Genomic DNA, 14,887 nt, shown 5'->3' on the forward strand with positions numbered 1-14,887 from the left:
ATCTGCAAAAAATCCGCCACAAGAATGCGAATCAAAAACAACGAGATATTTTCTACATTTTCATTCCGAATTTTTCCATGAGTTTTGCATGTAAAGCTTCAGTTTCCGGATCATTCAATCCTAAAGCCTGAGCATCTGTCAAATCTTTCAGAGAATTATCAAAATCACCAAGTTTATAGTAAGATACTGCCCGTCTGAAATGAGCATGAGACTGATACCCGTTGATTCTTATTGATTCACTGTAAGCCTCAATAGCCTCTTCATGTTTATTCATTATGCTCAAAACAATACCAATGTAATAATACGAGCGGAAACCATTGGTATCATAAAGCACACTGGATTTGAAATCTTCGAGTGACGCAGTGTAGTTGTTCTGTGCAAAATATGCCATCCCCCGGTGTTTGTAGATTACAGCAAGAACTGGTGGCGGCGGAGTTGGCTCAGATGAAAGGATTATGCTGTAAATTTCGACGGCTTTATCCAAATCTCCATGGTTATGAGCCTGAATAGCTTCAAGAATCATATCATCTATTGTACCATGAACATAAGGTGAAACCCTGTTTATATTCTTTGGTTCAAGACTTTCAATTTTCTTATTGGTCGAAGCAAGCGTAAGTTCATCGGCTTTTTCATAGAATGCTGCACGACGAGCCTCTACTTCACCCTGCAATTTTTTTTGATAATCTCGGATTTCCTGAAATATTATGTCGGCCAAGGTAAGGCTGGCATTCATTGAAGCCAGTTTTCTACGAAGTGGCATATCAAACGGAGTAAATTCGGATTTATATATAAGTTCATGTTCAACTTCAGCCCAAGCATCTTGCAAAATAGTACGAATTTGAATCTCACATACGAGCGAATCAGGAAGCGGCAACTGACATTTTTTGGGCATACACTCTTTTGGAATAGAAACAAGCACATGAACGGACTCATATCCAAATTCCCTAAAACTTTGTTGAGCGCCCTTGTACTCAACTTCTTTTACAACAAAATTATTTTTTATCTGTTGTTCGACTTCGCTTAAATCTTCAAGAAATGCACATATTACCCGGATTCCCATCATATCAGTAAGTTCAACAAAAGAATTCTTTTCTGCTTCCTCACTTTTTAACCGAAGCACTTTCCGATAATAGCTGTTAAAAGATTTTACGCGTGATTTATATGTAGGATTCGAAGAAAGTTTTATAGTTTTTTTGAGTTTGTCTTCAATTTTTGACATAATCTCTGACAAAACAGGCTTGTAAGACTCATATGTTGCCTTAATATTATTTTTGCTTGGCAGTGAATTTACAAAATTTTCCATAGAAGAATTCTATCATAAAATTGAATAAAATCAAGAAATATTTATTCTTAAATACTTCCTGAAAATACTTGATAAGCATAAATCATTTTCAAAAAAGTAAAGAATTATTATATAAGAAAATTAACGCGAGTTTATTAAAAACTTATTGAAATAAAAAAAAACCGTCTGCACTAAACAGACGGTTTAATCAGAAATCAAGTCTAATTATTTTGCGTCAGAAGAAGCACCCTGAGCACTTGTGCTTGAATCTCTATCATTTGTGAGTGAAGGTGTGAAGTTCTCTTCAGTAGCCATCTTGAGGCGTTCAATATAGCGGTCAACCTGTTTTCCACCAAATCGAGACATTTCCAAAGCCTGGCGAGCAGATTCTTTGCGTCCGATTACACCCCAAACATCTTCGTCAGCAATGTCGCGTTCTGAAGTAAGGTTAGCTTTGTCATAGATGATTTTTACATCTTTGAAGTAACCTACAAAGTCATCACCAATGTGAGCTGCGTCACGGCAAATCTGGAATCCTTCAAATTTTGCAAATGGTTCACCACGAGGATAAACTGGGTAAACACGGATTTCACGAGTGCGAACCTCAGTTACATACTCTGGGTTGTTCCATTCAAGAGTTTTCCAACCGTCGAATCCGAGATAACCCATGAAATAGCGGCGTGTAACATTGTCTGTATCGCTAAGGAGTACATAAAGAGCGTGTGGGAAGTTCATACCCATTGTTGTAACAGCAATCTTTTTGAGAGTGCCAACATTCTTAACAAGACCATAAGCAGGAGATGCTTTGTCTGATGGATCATCAGCTTCAAACAACCATTTTGGTCCAGAAGATTCTCCATCACCAGCTTCTGCTGGGTGTCGATCTCCATTATCATCAGCCTGTGAATATGGTTCATAAGCAGGAATTGAGAATGGTGGAACGATTTTTGCATTTGCATTGTAAGCACCAGTTGGGAATACTACATGAACACCCATAACCTCTGATCCAGCGAAAGGCTGTTTTGAGTTGCTGCTTACAGGAGCAGGTCTAACGAGAGACTGAGCCAAACTGCGAACATTTCGTGCTGAACTGTTGAGGACAACTTCCCATTCGTTGAGAGCGAGTGAAGACTTCATGAGATCTTTCTGCTCTGAACTGAAAGAAGCTCCAGCAGCGTGAGCGTAGTCCATAACGGTTCGCTTGTTCTGGTTCTCTTTCTTTTCGCCATCGTAGTCCTGTGGATAGATAGCGATGTCTGCTTTAAGCGTTGTGAAGTCGATAAGGGTTCTCTCTTCTGCAAAAGATGAAAATCCAACGAGCGTCATCAATGCTGCCGATAAAACTAAAGTTTTCTTCATTTTTTCGAAGCTCCTTTTACTTACTTGATGTAGCCTTGTATATTTTACAGTATCTAATATATATTGAGTTTTGTCAATGAAAATTAAAGTGATTTTCAGTTCAATATGTGATTTCCATCTATAAACAGTTCTATATTTTTTATTCCCCCGAAATTCTTCATGAGGTTCTCTTTGAACAGAGAGACACCTTTTTCGATGTCAACTGCACCGTTTTCCTGCAGGACAGCCTGAGAAGACAGGCCGACAAAGAGGGAATCACCCCTAAGAAAACAATACTCTACTTTTGTTCCGGGGGTAAACAACGGTCGTCCCCTGTAAAAAGACGGACCAAGAATCAGTTCGTCCACATAATAGCTGACCTGACTCTGTGCTGATTTTGAATTAAGGTAGCGAATTTCCGTCTGATTTTTATCTGATCCGGAAACTGGAAACACAAATACCCGACGATGCATACCAATATGCGAAAAAAAATGCACGGAAAGAATAACTATAACGATTCCACCGGAGATTATACTTATTTTAAGCCAATGCTTTTTTATCAGTTGCTGTATATTTGAAATATTCATATTATTTTGTGCCTGTAAAGCCTCTTGAACGCTCGAAATGTGTTACAAAAGCAGATAAACCATTATATATTCCAAGCCCCATCTTCTGCAAGTACGAGTTGTCGGCAAGCAGAGCAGCTTCTTTTTCATTTGACAAAAATCCAACTTCTATTAATACGGCCGGCATATTTGAATTTTTGACTACAAACCACTCCTCAGCCTTGATTCCGCGTGGAGAAGAAAGGTTTCCAACTTGGGCTGCAATTCCATCCATAATGAATTTCGCAATCAGTATGCTTTCAGTTGTGTATTCCTCTTCCATCATAGAATTCATTACATTAAAAAGATTTTTGTCCACATCTCCTGTTTTTTCAAGTACAGTACGCCTATACCCCGGAGAAAGATACCAGACCTCATATCCACTCGCTTTTTTATCAAGAGAAGAATTTACATGCACGGAAACATAGAGAATCGCTTCCTTTTCGCTGAGTTTGACTGAATTCGCAATTTCTGTACGCTCTGCCAGTGAAAGGAATTTATCTGTATCTCGTGTCATAAGGATTTTTTTATCAGGATAAGCGGACTTCAGTCTTGAATAAAGCATTTTCCCAACAGAAAGATTTACATCTTTTTCTTTTACAGTAACACTCTTTCCCTTGATTTTATGAGTCATCATTGCCCCAGGATCCTTTCCGCCATGGCCTGGGTCAATGAGAATTGCACCTATCTTAAATCCACCTGAATCAGAATTTTCGGTTTTAAAAAGTTTGTCCGCACTTTCAAGGAAAGCTTTCGAAACATAAACTACACCGTCCTTAACAACGGGGGCATCTGTAAGCGCAAGTTTTTTGTAATCCTGCAGGACAAAAGAATCCCCTGCCCTGAAAGAAACCTGATGCCCGTTTTTTTCAAGAAGCCCCGTTCCACTAAGAGAATCCCAGTAAACAAGTACGCCAGCCTTTTCCGCCTCAGAGATAAGATTGAATCCAGAAGTTTGAGCAAACACGCCGCTCGCAAGAGAAATCATTGCAATACAAAGAAATAAATATCGTTTCATAATCCAATCAAATGAGTAACTTTCTATTATCAATTACTCATTCTAATTATAATTGTCGGCCACATACAGTGCACCTTGAATGCCGCCGCGCAAAACGGCAGACCAGAATGTTTTTCCGTCAAGCTCCTTGTGAACAGGACAAATCTCATCAAATTTTTCAAGTGTTTTACGCAAAGTACAATGATTCCAGTCTTTTATTGAATCTGCAAGCGGAATCAGCGTTTCCGGAAGCAAACCTGTTACTTTTGCGTTTTCAGGAATCTTAGTTCCCTCTCCCACATTTACAGAATTTGAATTTTTAGGACTGAAGGTAAAGGCAGAAACCGGGAATCCCTCTTCATCACACTCTGTCTTACCTGAAAGAAATGCATCCGTCTTGGGATTGTGAGCTTCAAGGCGCATAGTGATTGAAGCAATCGCATCTTCTGCGGATTTATACGCCTGTTCATGATTTATTCCGACAGCAATTATATTTCCGCATTTTTCGACATTATTACGAGGAAAATCAACTTCATCCCCTTCTTTTACACGAGGAAGTGCATCACGGACTCCGTAAATCTGTCTTACCTCGCTTAGTCCGTATATTTTTGAAACAGTACCAGGAATTGAAATCCATGCTCGCTCTGCACTCACCAAAGTAGAAGAAATCTCATAAAGTTCAAATGGCTGAGTCTGCCCTTTCACAGATTCATGAGGTTGCCATGGCAGGGAAACACGGTTTGAAATAAGATAGTCCGGTTCAACGCCAAGAGCGATTTTCATTGCTTCTTCCGTAAGATTCATCCCGCTTGAATAAGGAAATGTCCATCCTGACATGTATCCGCCTGAAAGTCGGGCTGCGATTTCGCCAATCATCGGACCGTTTTTCGTATATTTGATGTCCGCCTTGGCAACACCACAAGTAAGACCTAGAGCTTTGATTCCAAGCGCAAAAGTTGCTATAAGCTCATTTTTAATTTTAGTGCTTGCTTTAGAAGGAAGAGAATGTCCCATCTCTATGAAATACGGTGGATAAAAGATATGACGGTCAGCAAAACCTGTAATAGTGAGAGTCCCATTATAAACAATAGAATCTATTGAAAATTCAGCGCCTTCCATGTAGTCTTCAAAAATCGCCCGTCCACTGCGGGAATTTTTTAATGCATGAGGAACAGCTGATTCAAATTCACTCATGTTTCGCACAAGACGGCACCCTCGCCCTCCCATATTGTCACAGGGTTTAACAACTTTCGGAAATTCAATATCACCCTCTGGAAGCATTTTTGAGTCTGTCATTTCAATAAATTTTGGACTTGGAACGCCAGCTTTCTCAAAACAGGCCCTCATTCTTGCCTTGTCGCTGGCATTCAGAGAAGATTCAAATGAATGTGATGGCAAAGATAAATTTTCTGCAACATAGGATACACTGGCAGAAAAATCAGTACCAGCAGTAAATACACCTTTCAACTCACCTTTTTTGTTCAGATTTTTTGCAAGTTCCAAAAGGGATTCGCGGTCTTTTAAATCAACCGGGAAAAACTCGTCAGCGAAGGAAACAGCAACAGCATTTTTATTTGCATCAACGACGACTGATTTATATCCGAGATGTTTTGCAGCAAGGATTGCAGGCTCTTGCATGAGTCCTGCACCTAAAATAAGAATTTTTTTCATCTTTCTTTTCCAATTTTTGTTAAGTATAAGGAAATTCGAATGTAATTTCTATAAGATTGATGATTTTTTCAACAAAGCCTCTATTAACAAACTGGCAAAATATTTTTTTTACAGAACAGAGAAAAAAATATAGCCAAAACAAAAAAAATCGGTATAATTATATAGATAGAATTTAAAAGGAGTTTTGCTTGAAAAAGATTCTGCTTGTAACCGACATGGAAACGAGTATTTTAATCCGCTCCATGATTGAATCATTCAATAAAGCCGGTTTTGATGCAAAATTTTGTCCAATTGATTCTGATTATATAAAAAGCAACATTGCTTCCTTTTCTCCAGATGTCTGCATAATTTACATGAACGGATATTCCGATTCTTATACAAAATGCTTTAAGAACATCAAAGATTACATCGATAAATTTTCAATAAAAGTATATTTATATCTAATTGGTACGGAAACTGAATTTACAACAGCGTTTAAGAATGTTGAACGGGAAATGTTCCACGAAATTTTCATGCGCCCTGTCAATGTAAATGACATTATCCGTCAAATAAATCTTATAGGTTCAGATTATATTTACAGCGAACAAAACCTTTCTGAAGCCGAAGTGCAAGAACACCTGGACTGGAAGAAGATTCTTGTTGTTGATGACGACTCAATTTTCCTCAGAAACATCAGTCATCAGCTTTCAAAAGATTTCAATGTCTACATGGTAAGCTCTGGTACGGATGCAGTCGGTTTTCTAAAAAATCATACAGTAGATTTAATTCTTCTTGATTATGAAATGCCGGTTCTTTCAGGTCTTGATGTTCTCCAACTCCTTAGGAATGAACCCACCACTGCTGATATTCCAGTAATATTTCTGACAGGTAAAGACGATAAAAAAACTGTCATGTCCGTAATCGCCGCAAAACCTGACAGTTATATGCTTAAGAGCACACCTCCAATTGTATTGACTCAGAATTTACGGGATTTTTTTGCAAAACGAAAATAAAATGAAGCACGGACCTATATAAAAAAATGCCGAAGCCGTGCTTTTATCTTACGGATACCTTGACAGTGATTTCAATCTATGATAAAATCGCCAAATAATCGATTATTTCTATAGGGAGGCTAGTAATGGCTGGTGCATCAAAGAACTCTCGTACTACAGTTGCAACACAGAAATTTAACTGCACTTGTGGCGGCGAAGTTGAAATGAAAACAAAGCTCGAAAACGGCAGACTCAAGAATTACGCTGAATGTCAGAAATGCAAACGCGTTGAGAGAAGACCAAAAGATTTCAAATAATCAAAGGCTACAGCTTTCAGCGAGCAAAATAAAATCCCCGAATTCTGCAAGTGCACGCAGTTTTCGGGGATTTTTTTATCCTTGGCTGGCTGTTTATTTTAACAGACCTGCCAGATTCTGATAATACTAATTATGAGTTACAGCCCAAATTGAAATGGTAGAAGCCGCAATTGAAAGAATAGTTGTAATTGCAGGGGCATACTGATTGAAATAGTAAAGAGTTGAGTTAGTTTTAGCCGTAATCGTACATTCTGGTGTTATGACTGCACTTTTAGATATTTTCTTTCGGTTGATGTCACGAATTTCTATTGCATCAAGCGAGTTTTTTGTACGGTCAAAACCGCCTGCCAAACCAATGTAATAATCCCAAGTTCGGTCAGGGATGTAAGGATAACGACCAGGATTTAATACAGCACCAGCAACAGAAACAAAATACTGTCTGAAAGGAATCATCAGCGTATCATTTGGCATTATCTCTACATTTGCATAATATGACGCATCATAAAGCATTGGATTTAAATTGAGAGGGATTGTTTTTGACTCACGGATTATATAGGCATTTGCCAAATCTGACTCTGCAGAAAACATTCCACGATTTCTGCGGGCAAAATATGCATAGTCCTCACCAATATTAAAATTCATTGTAACACGAGTAGATGATTTTAACTCGCCAGAGCCAGAGCCAGAGCCAGAGATAGCACCTTCGACAAAAACTACCGGCATCAAATCAGAGAAACTTGAAATTGTAACTGAATCATAGCATAACAGTTGATAATTGTCTAGTATACTTGTTTTATTTAAATAGGACTTCTCACCCGCTCCTTCCTTGCCGGTAAGCGATCTGTATAACTCAATCCGAGAAGCATCTGCAAGCGGAGCAAGTCCGCCACCATAAATCTCAACAAGTTCCTTTAAATTTTCTCCGTCCAAGAGCTCATAAGTACCAGGGCGTTCAACAGCACCATTAATCGTAACTTTTCGACTCAACCGGCTTACGGTAATTGTTTCACCAGGTCTGACATAAGGATCATTTTCCATCTTTCCATATCGTCTTGCCAGAAATAAATCATAGACATTTTTTGTTCCGTCAACAGAAGTTACTTCTATGTTTCTTTCTGATGAATATGAAGTCATGTGTTCAGCAAGAAATGATGACAAGCGTTTTAAAGGCCATGCACTTGCCTCTACAGTGTTTTTTACCTCACCTGTTACAAAAACTGTGCTTATATTCTGCATGTACGGAACATAAAGAGTATCACCTTTCTGAACCACGAATTCAGTCATATAGTCACGCTTGTACAAACACTCTTCTACATTAACGGTAAGTCTTTCATTGCTTCGGATTAAATAAGCATTACGCAAATCCGATGTCGGGAAAAAATTTCCTGCGTTTCGGCGAATCAAAGTTGCAAGATTCTCACCTTCCATAAAATTTACAGGTATTCGGTTTATGATTGGATTGGCAATATTGCCCCCGTCATTTTTGTCTGTTGATGTGTTATCCTGAGACTGCTTTCCCAGAGCGCCAACTGCCCCTTCAAAAAACATAGTGTCGCGAAGCTCAATCCGGCTTGGAATGGTGATACTGTCAGCATTTTCAAGGACAAAATTTTTTGCAATTGAATCAGACTCAATATATACGGTATCACCAGAAGGATTCTTTGAATTGTTCTGACGCCGAAGAATAATTCGCTCTGTATCAGCATATTCTGTCAGCCCATTCGAATAACGCTCAACGACATCCTTAAGATTTTCGCCAGAAAGAAGGTCATATGTGCCAGGTCTTTCAACCGCACCACCAATGGAAACCCGTCGTTCATATCTTTTTACGATAATTTTGTCTCCGGGACGCAAAAACGGATCCTGCGACAAATCGCCATCCCGCCCCGCAAGAAAAAGATCATAAGTTTTAGTAGTACCGTTCATGCTTTCAACAGTTATATTTCTGACTGAGGCATAAGGAGTAAGATTATTATTCACAAATGTTGAAAGTCTCGTCAAAGCCCATGCATTTCGCTCTATCGTTGTGTAAACTTCACCTGAAATGCTTACCAAAAATGTAGATGGAGAAGAAAGAACAAACTGCACGCCAGCCATCGGATAATTTCGAAGAACAAGAGCCTCAACCTGAGCTTTTAACTGAAGATAAGTTAATCCAGAACAATTTATAACACCGAGATTCGCAACACGAATTTTATATGTTGAATCAACAGGAATTGTATATCGTACGGGACTTCCCGCAGCGGCAAACGCAAGAGTATAAACATCGCCAGCAGTTACCGGATAATAAGAAACAGACATTGCAAGCTGCGCATCAGGAAGTTTTGTAACATCTGAAGCCACAGCACCAGAACTCTTTTCCATATCGGCAACTACATTCTGACTTGTGCCTCCAAGGCTCTGTGCATTAAGTACCAATGATGAACAAAAAAATACGAAAACAGATGTAAATAGATAGTTTTTTTTCATTTCAAACTCTAATAATGATTAGTTCTTTTTTTTAAGCTGTAATTTTTCGACAGCAACAGGGTCATTTTTTATATTTTTCCATGCGTTCAAGGCAAAAGCCAGGAAAACAGACAGAAAGAAAGCTGCAAAAGTTATGATAATGCAAAGTTTTCCTCTGCTTGGACCTGCTTTCAAGTCAGGGATTTCAGGGCGCTCAAGAATTTGAAAAATCGGAGCCTCACTCTGCATCTGAACTTTAAGAAGCTCATACTGCGTTTTGAGCTGAGTATACACCTGCTTCTGAGCATCCAGTTCAAGCTGAAGCTTTGCGGAGCCAGTCGTGATGGAAGGAATATCCCAGGCACTGTTTCCGTAGCCGACACTTGCACCAAGTTTTTTTACTTCACGCTCAATTCGTAAAATTTCGTTATAGCTAGACTGAATATTGCGCTCAAGGTTTTCTTTCTGAATTTTGTTGTTATCAAGGCCAAGTTCTATGAATTTATCACTCATCCAGTCAACAACAAAATTCACTACAGACTGAGCAAATTCAGGATCGATATCTGTAAAAGAAACCGTAAAGATTCCGTTTGAATCATCAAACTCAGCCTTAAGAGACTGCTTTAAGATTTTACGGCTGTTTGCTTTTAAATGCTCTTCAATTTTATATTTTTCAATAAGCCCGAACTTTTCAGTTACCGCATCAAGAAGCATGTTGGAAGATGCAAGAAATGTTGCGAGGGAAGAATTTGTTGACCCTCCACCTACATTCACACCGGCAAGACCAGCAAGGCTTCCAAGTCCCGAAGACGAAAGCGCTGCAGAAAGCCCGCCTCCAGAAGAATTTTCTTTTATGAGCATCTGAGCTTTTGGAGTAAAGTAATTTGGCATGGGAGATTTTTCAGGATCAGCCATAATAGTATAGATTGAAAAAACAACCGCCCCAATCATCGCAAGAACAGTCGTAATTATAATCATCCACTTATAATGCAGAAGAACTGCAAACAAATCGATAAGAGAAATTTCGTCTTCTGGCTGCTGAACTTGTGTATTTTCTTCCATAGAATATTAATGTTCCTCCTGAGGTGCGTCTGCAAGGTGACCAATATGCTTCATGTTCACTGCCCTGTTTACATAATGCATCATGATGAAAAAACTCCAGATCAAACAAAGGCATACTAAAAGAAGGACGATTACATCCCTTGTTTTTGTCATTGCAAGTGTGGACAAAGCTGAAAGGCAGATACAAAGCTGTATCAAAATAAGAGAAACAGCTGTTGTAGTTTTTGAGAAGCCGATATTTACAAGTTTATGATGAATATGGGCACGGTCAGCACTGAAAAAAGACCTGTGCGCGCGTTTTCGTCTGAGAACAGCTGCAATTACATCTGTAACAGGAATTGAAGCCAACAGCAGGGCAATCAAAACTTTTGAATATTCCATTTCTTCAGCAAGAGGGAACAATGGTGCAATTGCTATTGCAAAACCAAGAGTCTGACTTCCACCATCTCCAAGAAAAATCTTTGCAGGTGGCTTATTAAAGATAAGGAAAGCAAAGACAGCAGCACAAAGAATAAGATAAATGTTTCCAACAGCCTGCCCGCCGACCAGCAGAAAAACTCCAGAGGTAAACAGCGTAAGGAAAGACAGCCCCCCGCACAGTAAGTCAAGGCCGTCAATAAGGTTATAGGCATTTACCAGAAAGAGAATCCAGCAGAATGTAAGAATTCGGCCAATGATATGCGGAATTTCAAAGCCAAGGAAGTTGTCTAAATAGAGAGGACTCATCGCAACAATGAGCGCAGACAAAATCTGAATGACAAACTTGATTTTTGCCCGAAGATTCAAAAAATCATCGATAATGCCAAACAGGAAGATAATGAAACCACCGAGGCACGCAGGAATAGCATAGAAAAAATCCTTACCCGAGAAAACAAAAACATATACGAACATTGCTGTAAAAAATGATACGAAGATTCCTACTCCGCCAAGCCGGGGAACATGTCCTTTGTGGACTTTACGGGGATCAACCTCATCGTACCAGTTATATTTTTTACAAAGAAAAATAATCAGCGGGATCAGCAGGACGCACATAAAAAATGCGCCTAGAGTACAAACAAGCATACCCCCCCCCATGTATAGTGTATTTTAGTATAGAGTGAGACTAAATCACCGAAAATACTCAAAAGCATATTTTTGACTATAACACAGAACTATAATCGTTTCAATAACAGGCTGTCTAATAGGAAGGGCCTCAGCACTTCCCTAAACAAATGAATATTCAGTTTTTTCTTTCGTGCTGAAGCCCTGTATGTTCTATGCAAGAATACTGGCGATTAATTTACAGGTCCTTGCCTGTGATTTTGCGTACGCACTCGTGGTAGAGTTCGCTTGTCTTTTTGACGACATCGGCAGGAACTTCCTTGATAGTTGGGTCACCTGCGAGGTTGTTTGCCTTGAGCCAGTCACGGATGAACTGCTTGTCGTAGCTAGCCGGGCTTGTTCCGACCTTGTACTCAGCTGCGTTCCAGAATCGGCTTGAATCAGGAGTCAAAACTTCGTCTGCAAGAACAAGGTCTCCGTTCTCGTCAAGACCGAACTCGAATTTTGTGTCGGCGATGATGATTCCGTTCTTTGCGGCGTGCTCGTAGCATTTTTTATAGATAGCAAGGGCTGTCTCTTCGATTTTTGTTCCGAGGTCAGCTCCCAGGTCATTCTTCATGTAGTCGAGAGTGACGTTGATGTCGTGGCCCTCAGCGGCTTTTGTCGAAGGAGTAACGATTGGCTCGTCCAGCTTTTCTGCCTGCTCGTATTTTTTTGTGAATGAGTGCCCCAAGAAAGGCTCGCCTTTTTTGTAAGCCTCGTACATTGAGCCGAACATGTAACCGCGGACGATTACTTCATAAGGAATCATCTTGAGTTTTTTGACCAGGATTGTGCGGCCTTCATATTCAGGCTTCTGGAATTCAGCTGGCATGTCCTTCAAATCGCTTGAAATCATATGGTTCTTTGTGATGTCCTTTGTGAGGTCGAACCAGAAATTTGAGAGCGCGTTCAAGACCTTGCCCTTGTCAGTAATCATTGTAGGAAGGATTACATCGAAAGCAGAGATTCGGTCAGTTGTAACGATGACCATGCGGCCGTCTTCCAAATCATAAACTTCACGGACTTTTCCGCTGATAATTTTTTTCATTTTTTAACTCCTTCTTTGCCGTTTGCAAAAAGTGACTGTATTTTATTCTTATTTTTAAAGTTGAACAAGAGACGACAAAACATTATTATATCTGCATTGTGTTAATTCGTTATACTACAGATTCAAGGGGTAAGCCGGTCAAGAAGGCTGTAATTTATACAAAAGAAGAACATAATATACCGTTAAAACAAGTAGACCCCGATGCACTTTACATTATCAGACACTTGCGTGAATGTGGATATGATGCTTATATCGTAGGCGGTGCCGTGCGTGACCTCATAGTAGGCAAAAAGCCGAAGGACTTTGATATAGTAACAGAAGCCACACCGTCAAAAATCAAGAAGCTCTTCCGAAATTCACGAATAATCGGAAAGCGTTTCCGTCTCGTGCATGTTTTTTTCGGTCAGAAGATTTTTGAAGTCTCAACTTTCCGATCAATCTGCGACGGTTCCGTAGGAAATTCATTTGGCACCATGGATGAAGATGTTCAGAGGCGTGATTTCACACTCAATGCCCTCTACTACGATCCAATCAAAGAACAGATAATCGACTATGTAAACGGAGTCGAAGACATTAAAAAGAAAGTGATTCATCCTGTAATTCCGATTGACCGCATTTTCGTAGAAGACCCGGTCAGAATGCTCCGCGCCGTAAAATACAGCGCAACCACAGGATGCAAACTTCCGCATTCCCTCAAAAGCAAAATCCGAAAGAGCGCGCACCTTCTCTCACCTGTTTCGCCTTCCCGCCTCACCGAAGAGCTTTTGAAAATCATCAATTCTGGTCACTCATACGAAATCGTAAGCGCTGCCATTGACGCAGACATATTCATGTATCTGCAGCCTTCCGCCTGTGCCATGATGTATGCCGATAAAAACTACGAAAAGAAATACATGCTTCACTTAAAGGAGCTCGATTCTCTCGTAAAAACAGACCCGGCATCTCGTCTCGGAAAACGCCTCACCTACATTGTCTACGATTTTATCTCATCCCTTACGGACTGGAAAAAGGAAGTCTCCACCAAAAGTGCCGCTGGCGAACTCTACACAAAGACATGGAATCAGTGCCGCCACTTCGTCCTTCCGATGAATCCTCAGCGCACGGAACTCGAATTCGCCATCAAAAACACACTCACTCAGCTGGGGGTTGGGGTAAGAATCGGGAAAAAGAAAGTTAGCAAGTAGCAGTTAGCAGTGTGCAGTTATAATTTTTTCAGATTTTTTGTTATTTTTGCTAAGATTCTTAGAATTTCTTGATTATCAGAGTTTAAGTCTTCAAAATCGCAAATTTCTTACTTTTCGCAAAAACAATACTTTCTTCCACTAATCATCTCTCCAATTGCTAACCGCTCACTGCTACCTGCTCACTATTTTATCGCTTTTACAATAATCCCGCCGCCGAGAATTACATTGTCTTTGTAAAGGACTGCGCTCTGTCCTGGAGCTACTGCCCTCTGAGGTTCGGCGAAGGTCACAAGCCACGGCTGACCTTTATATGAAAACTCATCTCCTGCTTCAGGAACATATTTCGTTATTCTTGCCTTTACCGGGCGGCTTGCCAAACGGATTTTTACTTCAGCTTCAAATTCTTCGGCTGGCTCAACATCTGCCGGCCATACAAAATCGTCTGCAATCATTGCGCTTGAATTCAAGGCATCGTTCGGAGCAAGGACTACAACATTGTTTTTGGCGTCGATTGCCTGAACATAGACCGGGTAGCTTACGGCAACTCCCAGGCCCCTTCTCTGACCAATCGTGTAATGCTCGATTCCCTTGTGCTTTCCGAGAACATGACCGTCCAAATCAATTATGTCGCCCGGAACAGAAGGCTTGTCTGCAAAAAGCATGTCAAAATATTCTTCTCCAATGAAGTCCTGGCTTTCCTCTCGGTTTGCGGCTTCAAGATTTGCTTTTTTTGCAAGCTCAAAGACCTCTGCCTTTTTCATTGTGGCGAGCGGAAAACGCACTTTTTCAAGGACACTGCTCGGAATTCGGTTCAAGAAATATGTCTGGTCTTTTGTGATGTCGGCGGCAGTCGCAATCATGCACGGCTTTTTGTCGCTTCC

General features: G+C 40.2%; 13 protein-coding genes. 3 read left to right on the forward strand and 10 right to left on the reverse strand.

Annotated features, from left to right (window positions below; all coding sequences use genetic code 11):
- Positions 1-52: 52 nt before the first annotated feature.
- From Q0Q74_RS11085 to Q0Q74_RS11105, 5 genes are all read right to left on the reverse strand, one after another.
- The gene (locus Q0Q74_RS11085; protein ID WP_294430858.1) at positions 53-1,303 is read right to left on the reverse strand and encodes a (p)ppGpp synthetase; all 1,251 of its coding nucleotides are present in this window, start codon (positions 1,301-1,303) and stop codon (positions 53-55) included.
- Between the two features lie 204 nt (positions 1,304-1,507).
- Positions 1,508-2,641: a flagellar filament outer layer protein FlaA gene (locus Q0Q74_RS11090; protein WP_294430859.1), complete on the reverse strand. Its 1,134-nt coding sequence runs from the start codon at positions 2,639-2,641 to the stop codon at positions 1,508-1,510.
- A 95-nt stretch (positions 2,642-2,736) separates the two neighbouring features.
- A complete protein-coding gene (locus Q0Q74_RS11095) occupies positions 2,737-3,075 on the reverse strand; it encodes a hypothetical protein (protein ID WP_294430860.1) in 339 nt (112 codons plus the stop codon).
- A 133-nt stretch (positions 3,076-3,208) separates the two neighbouring features.
- Positions 3,209-4,243, reverse strand: coding sequence for an N-acetylmuramoyl-L-alanine amidase (locus tag Q0Q74_RS11100; protein ID WP_294430862.1), 1,035 nt, complete (start codon positions 4,241-4,243; stop codon positions 3,209-3,211).
- Between the two features lie 42 nt (positions 4,244-4,285).
- Positions 4,286-5,893, reverse strand: coding sequence for an ATP-grasp domain-containing protein (locus Q0Q74_RS11105; RefSeq protein WP_294430864.1), 1,608 nt, complete (start codon positions 5,891-5,893; stop codon positions 4,286-4,288).
- A 188-nt stretch (positions 5,894-6,081) separates the two neighbouring features.
- On the opposite strand from Q0Q74_RS11105, the gene Q0Q74_RS11110 reads away from it, so the two are divergent.
- Positions 6,082-6,885, forward strand: coding sequence for a response regulator (locus Q0Q74_RS11110; protein WP_294430866.1), 804 nt, complete (start codon positions 6,082-6,084; stop codon positions 6,883-6,885).
- 125 nt (positions 6,886-7,010) lie between these two features.
- Complete coding sequence (locus Q0Q74_RS11115) at positions 7,011-7,181, forward strand: hypothetical protein (RefSeq protein ID WP_294430867.1); 171 nt, start codon at positions 7,011-7,013, stop codon at positions 7,179-7,181.
- Between the two features lie 126 nt (positions 7,182-7,307).
- Here the strand turns inward: Q0Q74_RS11115 and Q0Q74_RS11120 are convergent, their stop codons facing one another.
- From Q0Q74_RS11120 to Q0Q74_RS11135, 4 genes are all read right to left on the reverse strand, one after another.
- Positions 7,308-9,650, reverse strand: a complete 2,343-nt coding sequence (locus tag Q0Q74_RS11120) for an SLBB domain-containing protein (protein ID WP_294430869.1) — start codon at positions 9,648-9,650, stop codon at positions 7,308-7,310.
- Between the two features lie 18 nt (positions 9,651-9,668).
- Entirely contained in the window at positions 9,669-10,691 is a 1,023-nt protein-coding gene (locus Q0Q74_RS11125; RefSeq protein WP_294430871.1) for a lipopolysaccharide biosynthesis protein, read from the reverse strand.
- Positions 10,692-10,697: 6 nt separating this feature from the next.
- Entirely contained in the window at positions 10,698-11,753 is a 1,056-nt protein-coding gene (locus tag Q0Q74_RS11130) for a glycosyltransferase family 4 protein (protein WP_294430873.1), read from the reverse strand.
- A gap of 217 nt (positions 11,754-11,970) precedes the next feature.
- Positions 11,971-12,822: a phosphoribosylaminoimidazolesuccinocarboxamide synthase gene (locus tag Q0Q74_RS11135; protein WP_294430874.1), complete on the reverse strand. Its 852-nt coding sequence runs from the start codon at positions 12,820-12,822 to the stop codon at positions 11,971-11,973.
- Positions 12,823-12,920: 98 nt separating this feature from the next.
- On the opposite strand from Q0Q74_RS11135, the gene pcnB reads away from it, so the two are divergent.
- Positions 12,921-14,006 carry a polynucleotide adenylyltransferase PcnB gene (gene pcnB / locus Q0Q74_RS11140; protein ID WP_294430876.1) on the forward strand — a complete coding sequence of 362 codons (1,086 nt, stop codon included), beginning with the start codon at positions 12,921-12,923 and terminating at the stop codon, positions 14,004-14,006.
- Positions 14,007-14,188: 182 nt separating this feature from the next.
- Here pcnB and Q0Q74_RS11145 read toward each other — a convergent pair.
- On the reverse strand, positions 14,189-14,887 hold a 699-nt coding region (locus tag Q0Q74_RS11145), incomplete at its 5' end, for a tRNA methyl transferase PRC-barrel domain-containing protein (RefSeq protein WP_367268350.1).

It is taken from the genome of uncultured Treponema sp., from assembly GCF_946187725.1.
GTDB lineage: Bacteria > Spirochaetota > Spirochaetia > Treponematales > Treponemataceae > Treponema_D.

Excerpts from the sequence above, each read along its gene's own strand:
- Q0Q74_RS11100 (WP_294430862.1), bottom strand. The coding sequence starts at position 4,243 with ATGAAACGATATTTATTTCTTTGTATTGCAATGATTTCTCTTGCGAGC.
- Q0Q74_RS11115 (WP_294430867.1), top strand. The coding sequence starts at position 7,011 with ATGGCTGGTGCATCAAAGAACTCTCGTACTACAGTTGCAACACAGAAA.
- Q0Q74_RS11125 (WP_294430871.1), bottom strand. The coding sequence starts at position 10,691 with ATGGAAGAAAATACACAAGTTCAGCAGCCAGAAGACGAAATTTCTCTT.
- Q0Q74_RS11130 (WP_294430873.1), bottom strand. The coding sequence starts at position 11,753 with ATGCTTGTTTGTACTCTAGGCGCATTTTTTATGTGCGTCCTGCTGATC.
- Q0Q74_RS11135 (WP_294430874.1), bottom strand. The coding sequence starts at position 12,822 with ATGAAAAAAATTATCAGCGGAAAAGTCCGTGAAGTTTATGATTTGGAA.
- Q0Q74_RS11085 (WP_294430858.1), bottom strand. The coding sequence starts at position 1,303 with ATGGAAAATTTTGTAAATTCACTGCCAAGCAAAAATAATATTAAGGCA.
- Q0Q74_RS11105 (WP_294430864.1), bottom strand. The coding sequence starts at position 5,893 with ATGAAAAAAATTCTTATTTTAGGTGCAGGACTCATGCAAGAGCCTGCA.
- Q0Q74_RS11120 (WP_294430869.1), bottom strand. The coding sequence starts at position 9,650 with ATGAAAAAAAACTATCTATTTACATCTGTTTTCGTATTTTTTTGTTCA.
- Q0Q74_RS11090 (WP_294430859.1), bottom strand. The coding sequence starts at position 2,641 with ATGAAGAAAACTTTAGTTTTATCGGCAGCATTGATGACGCTCGTTGGA.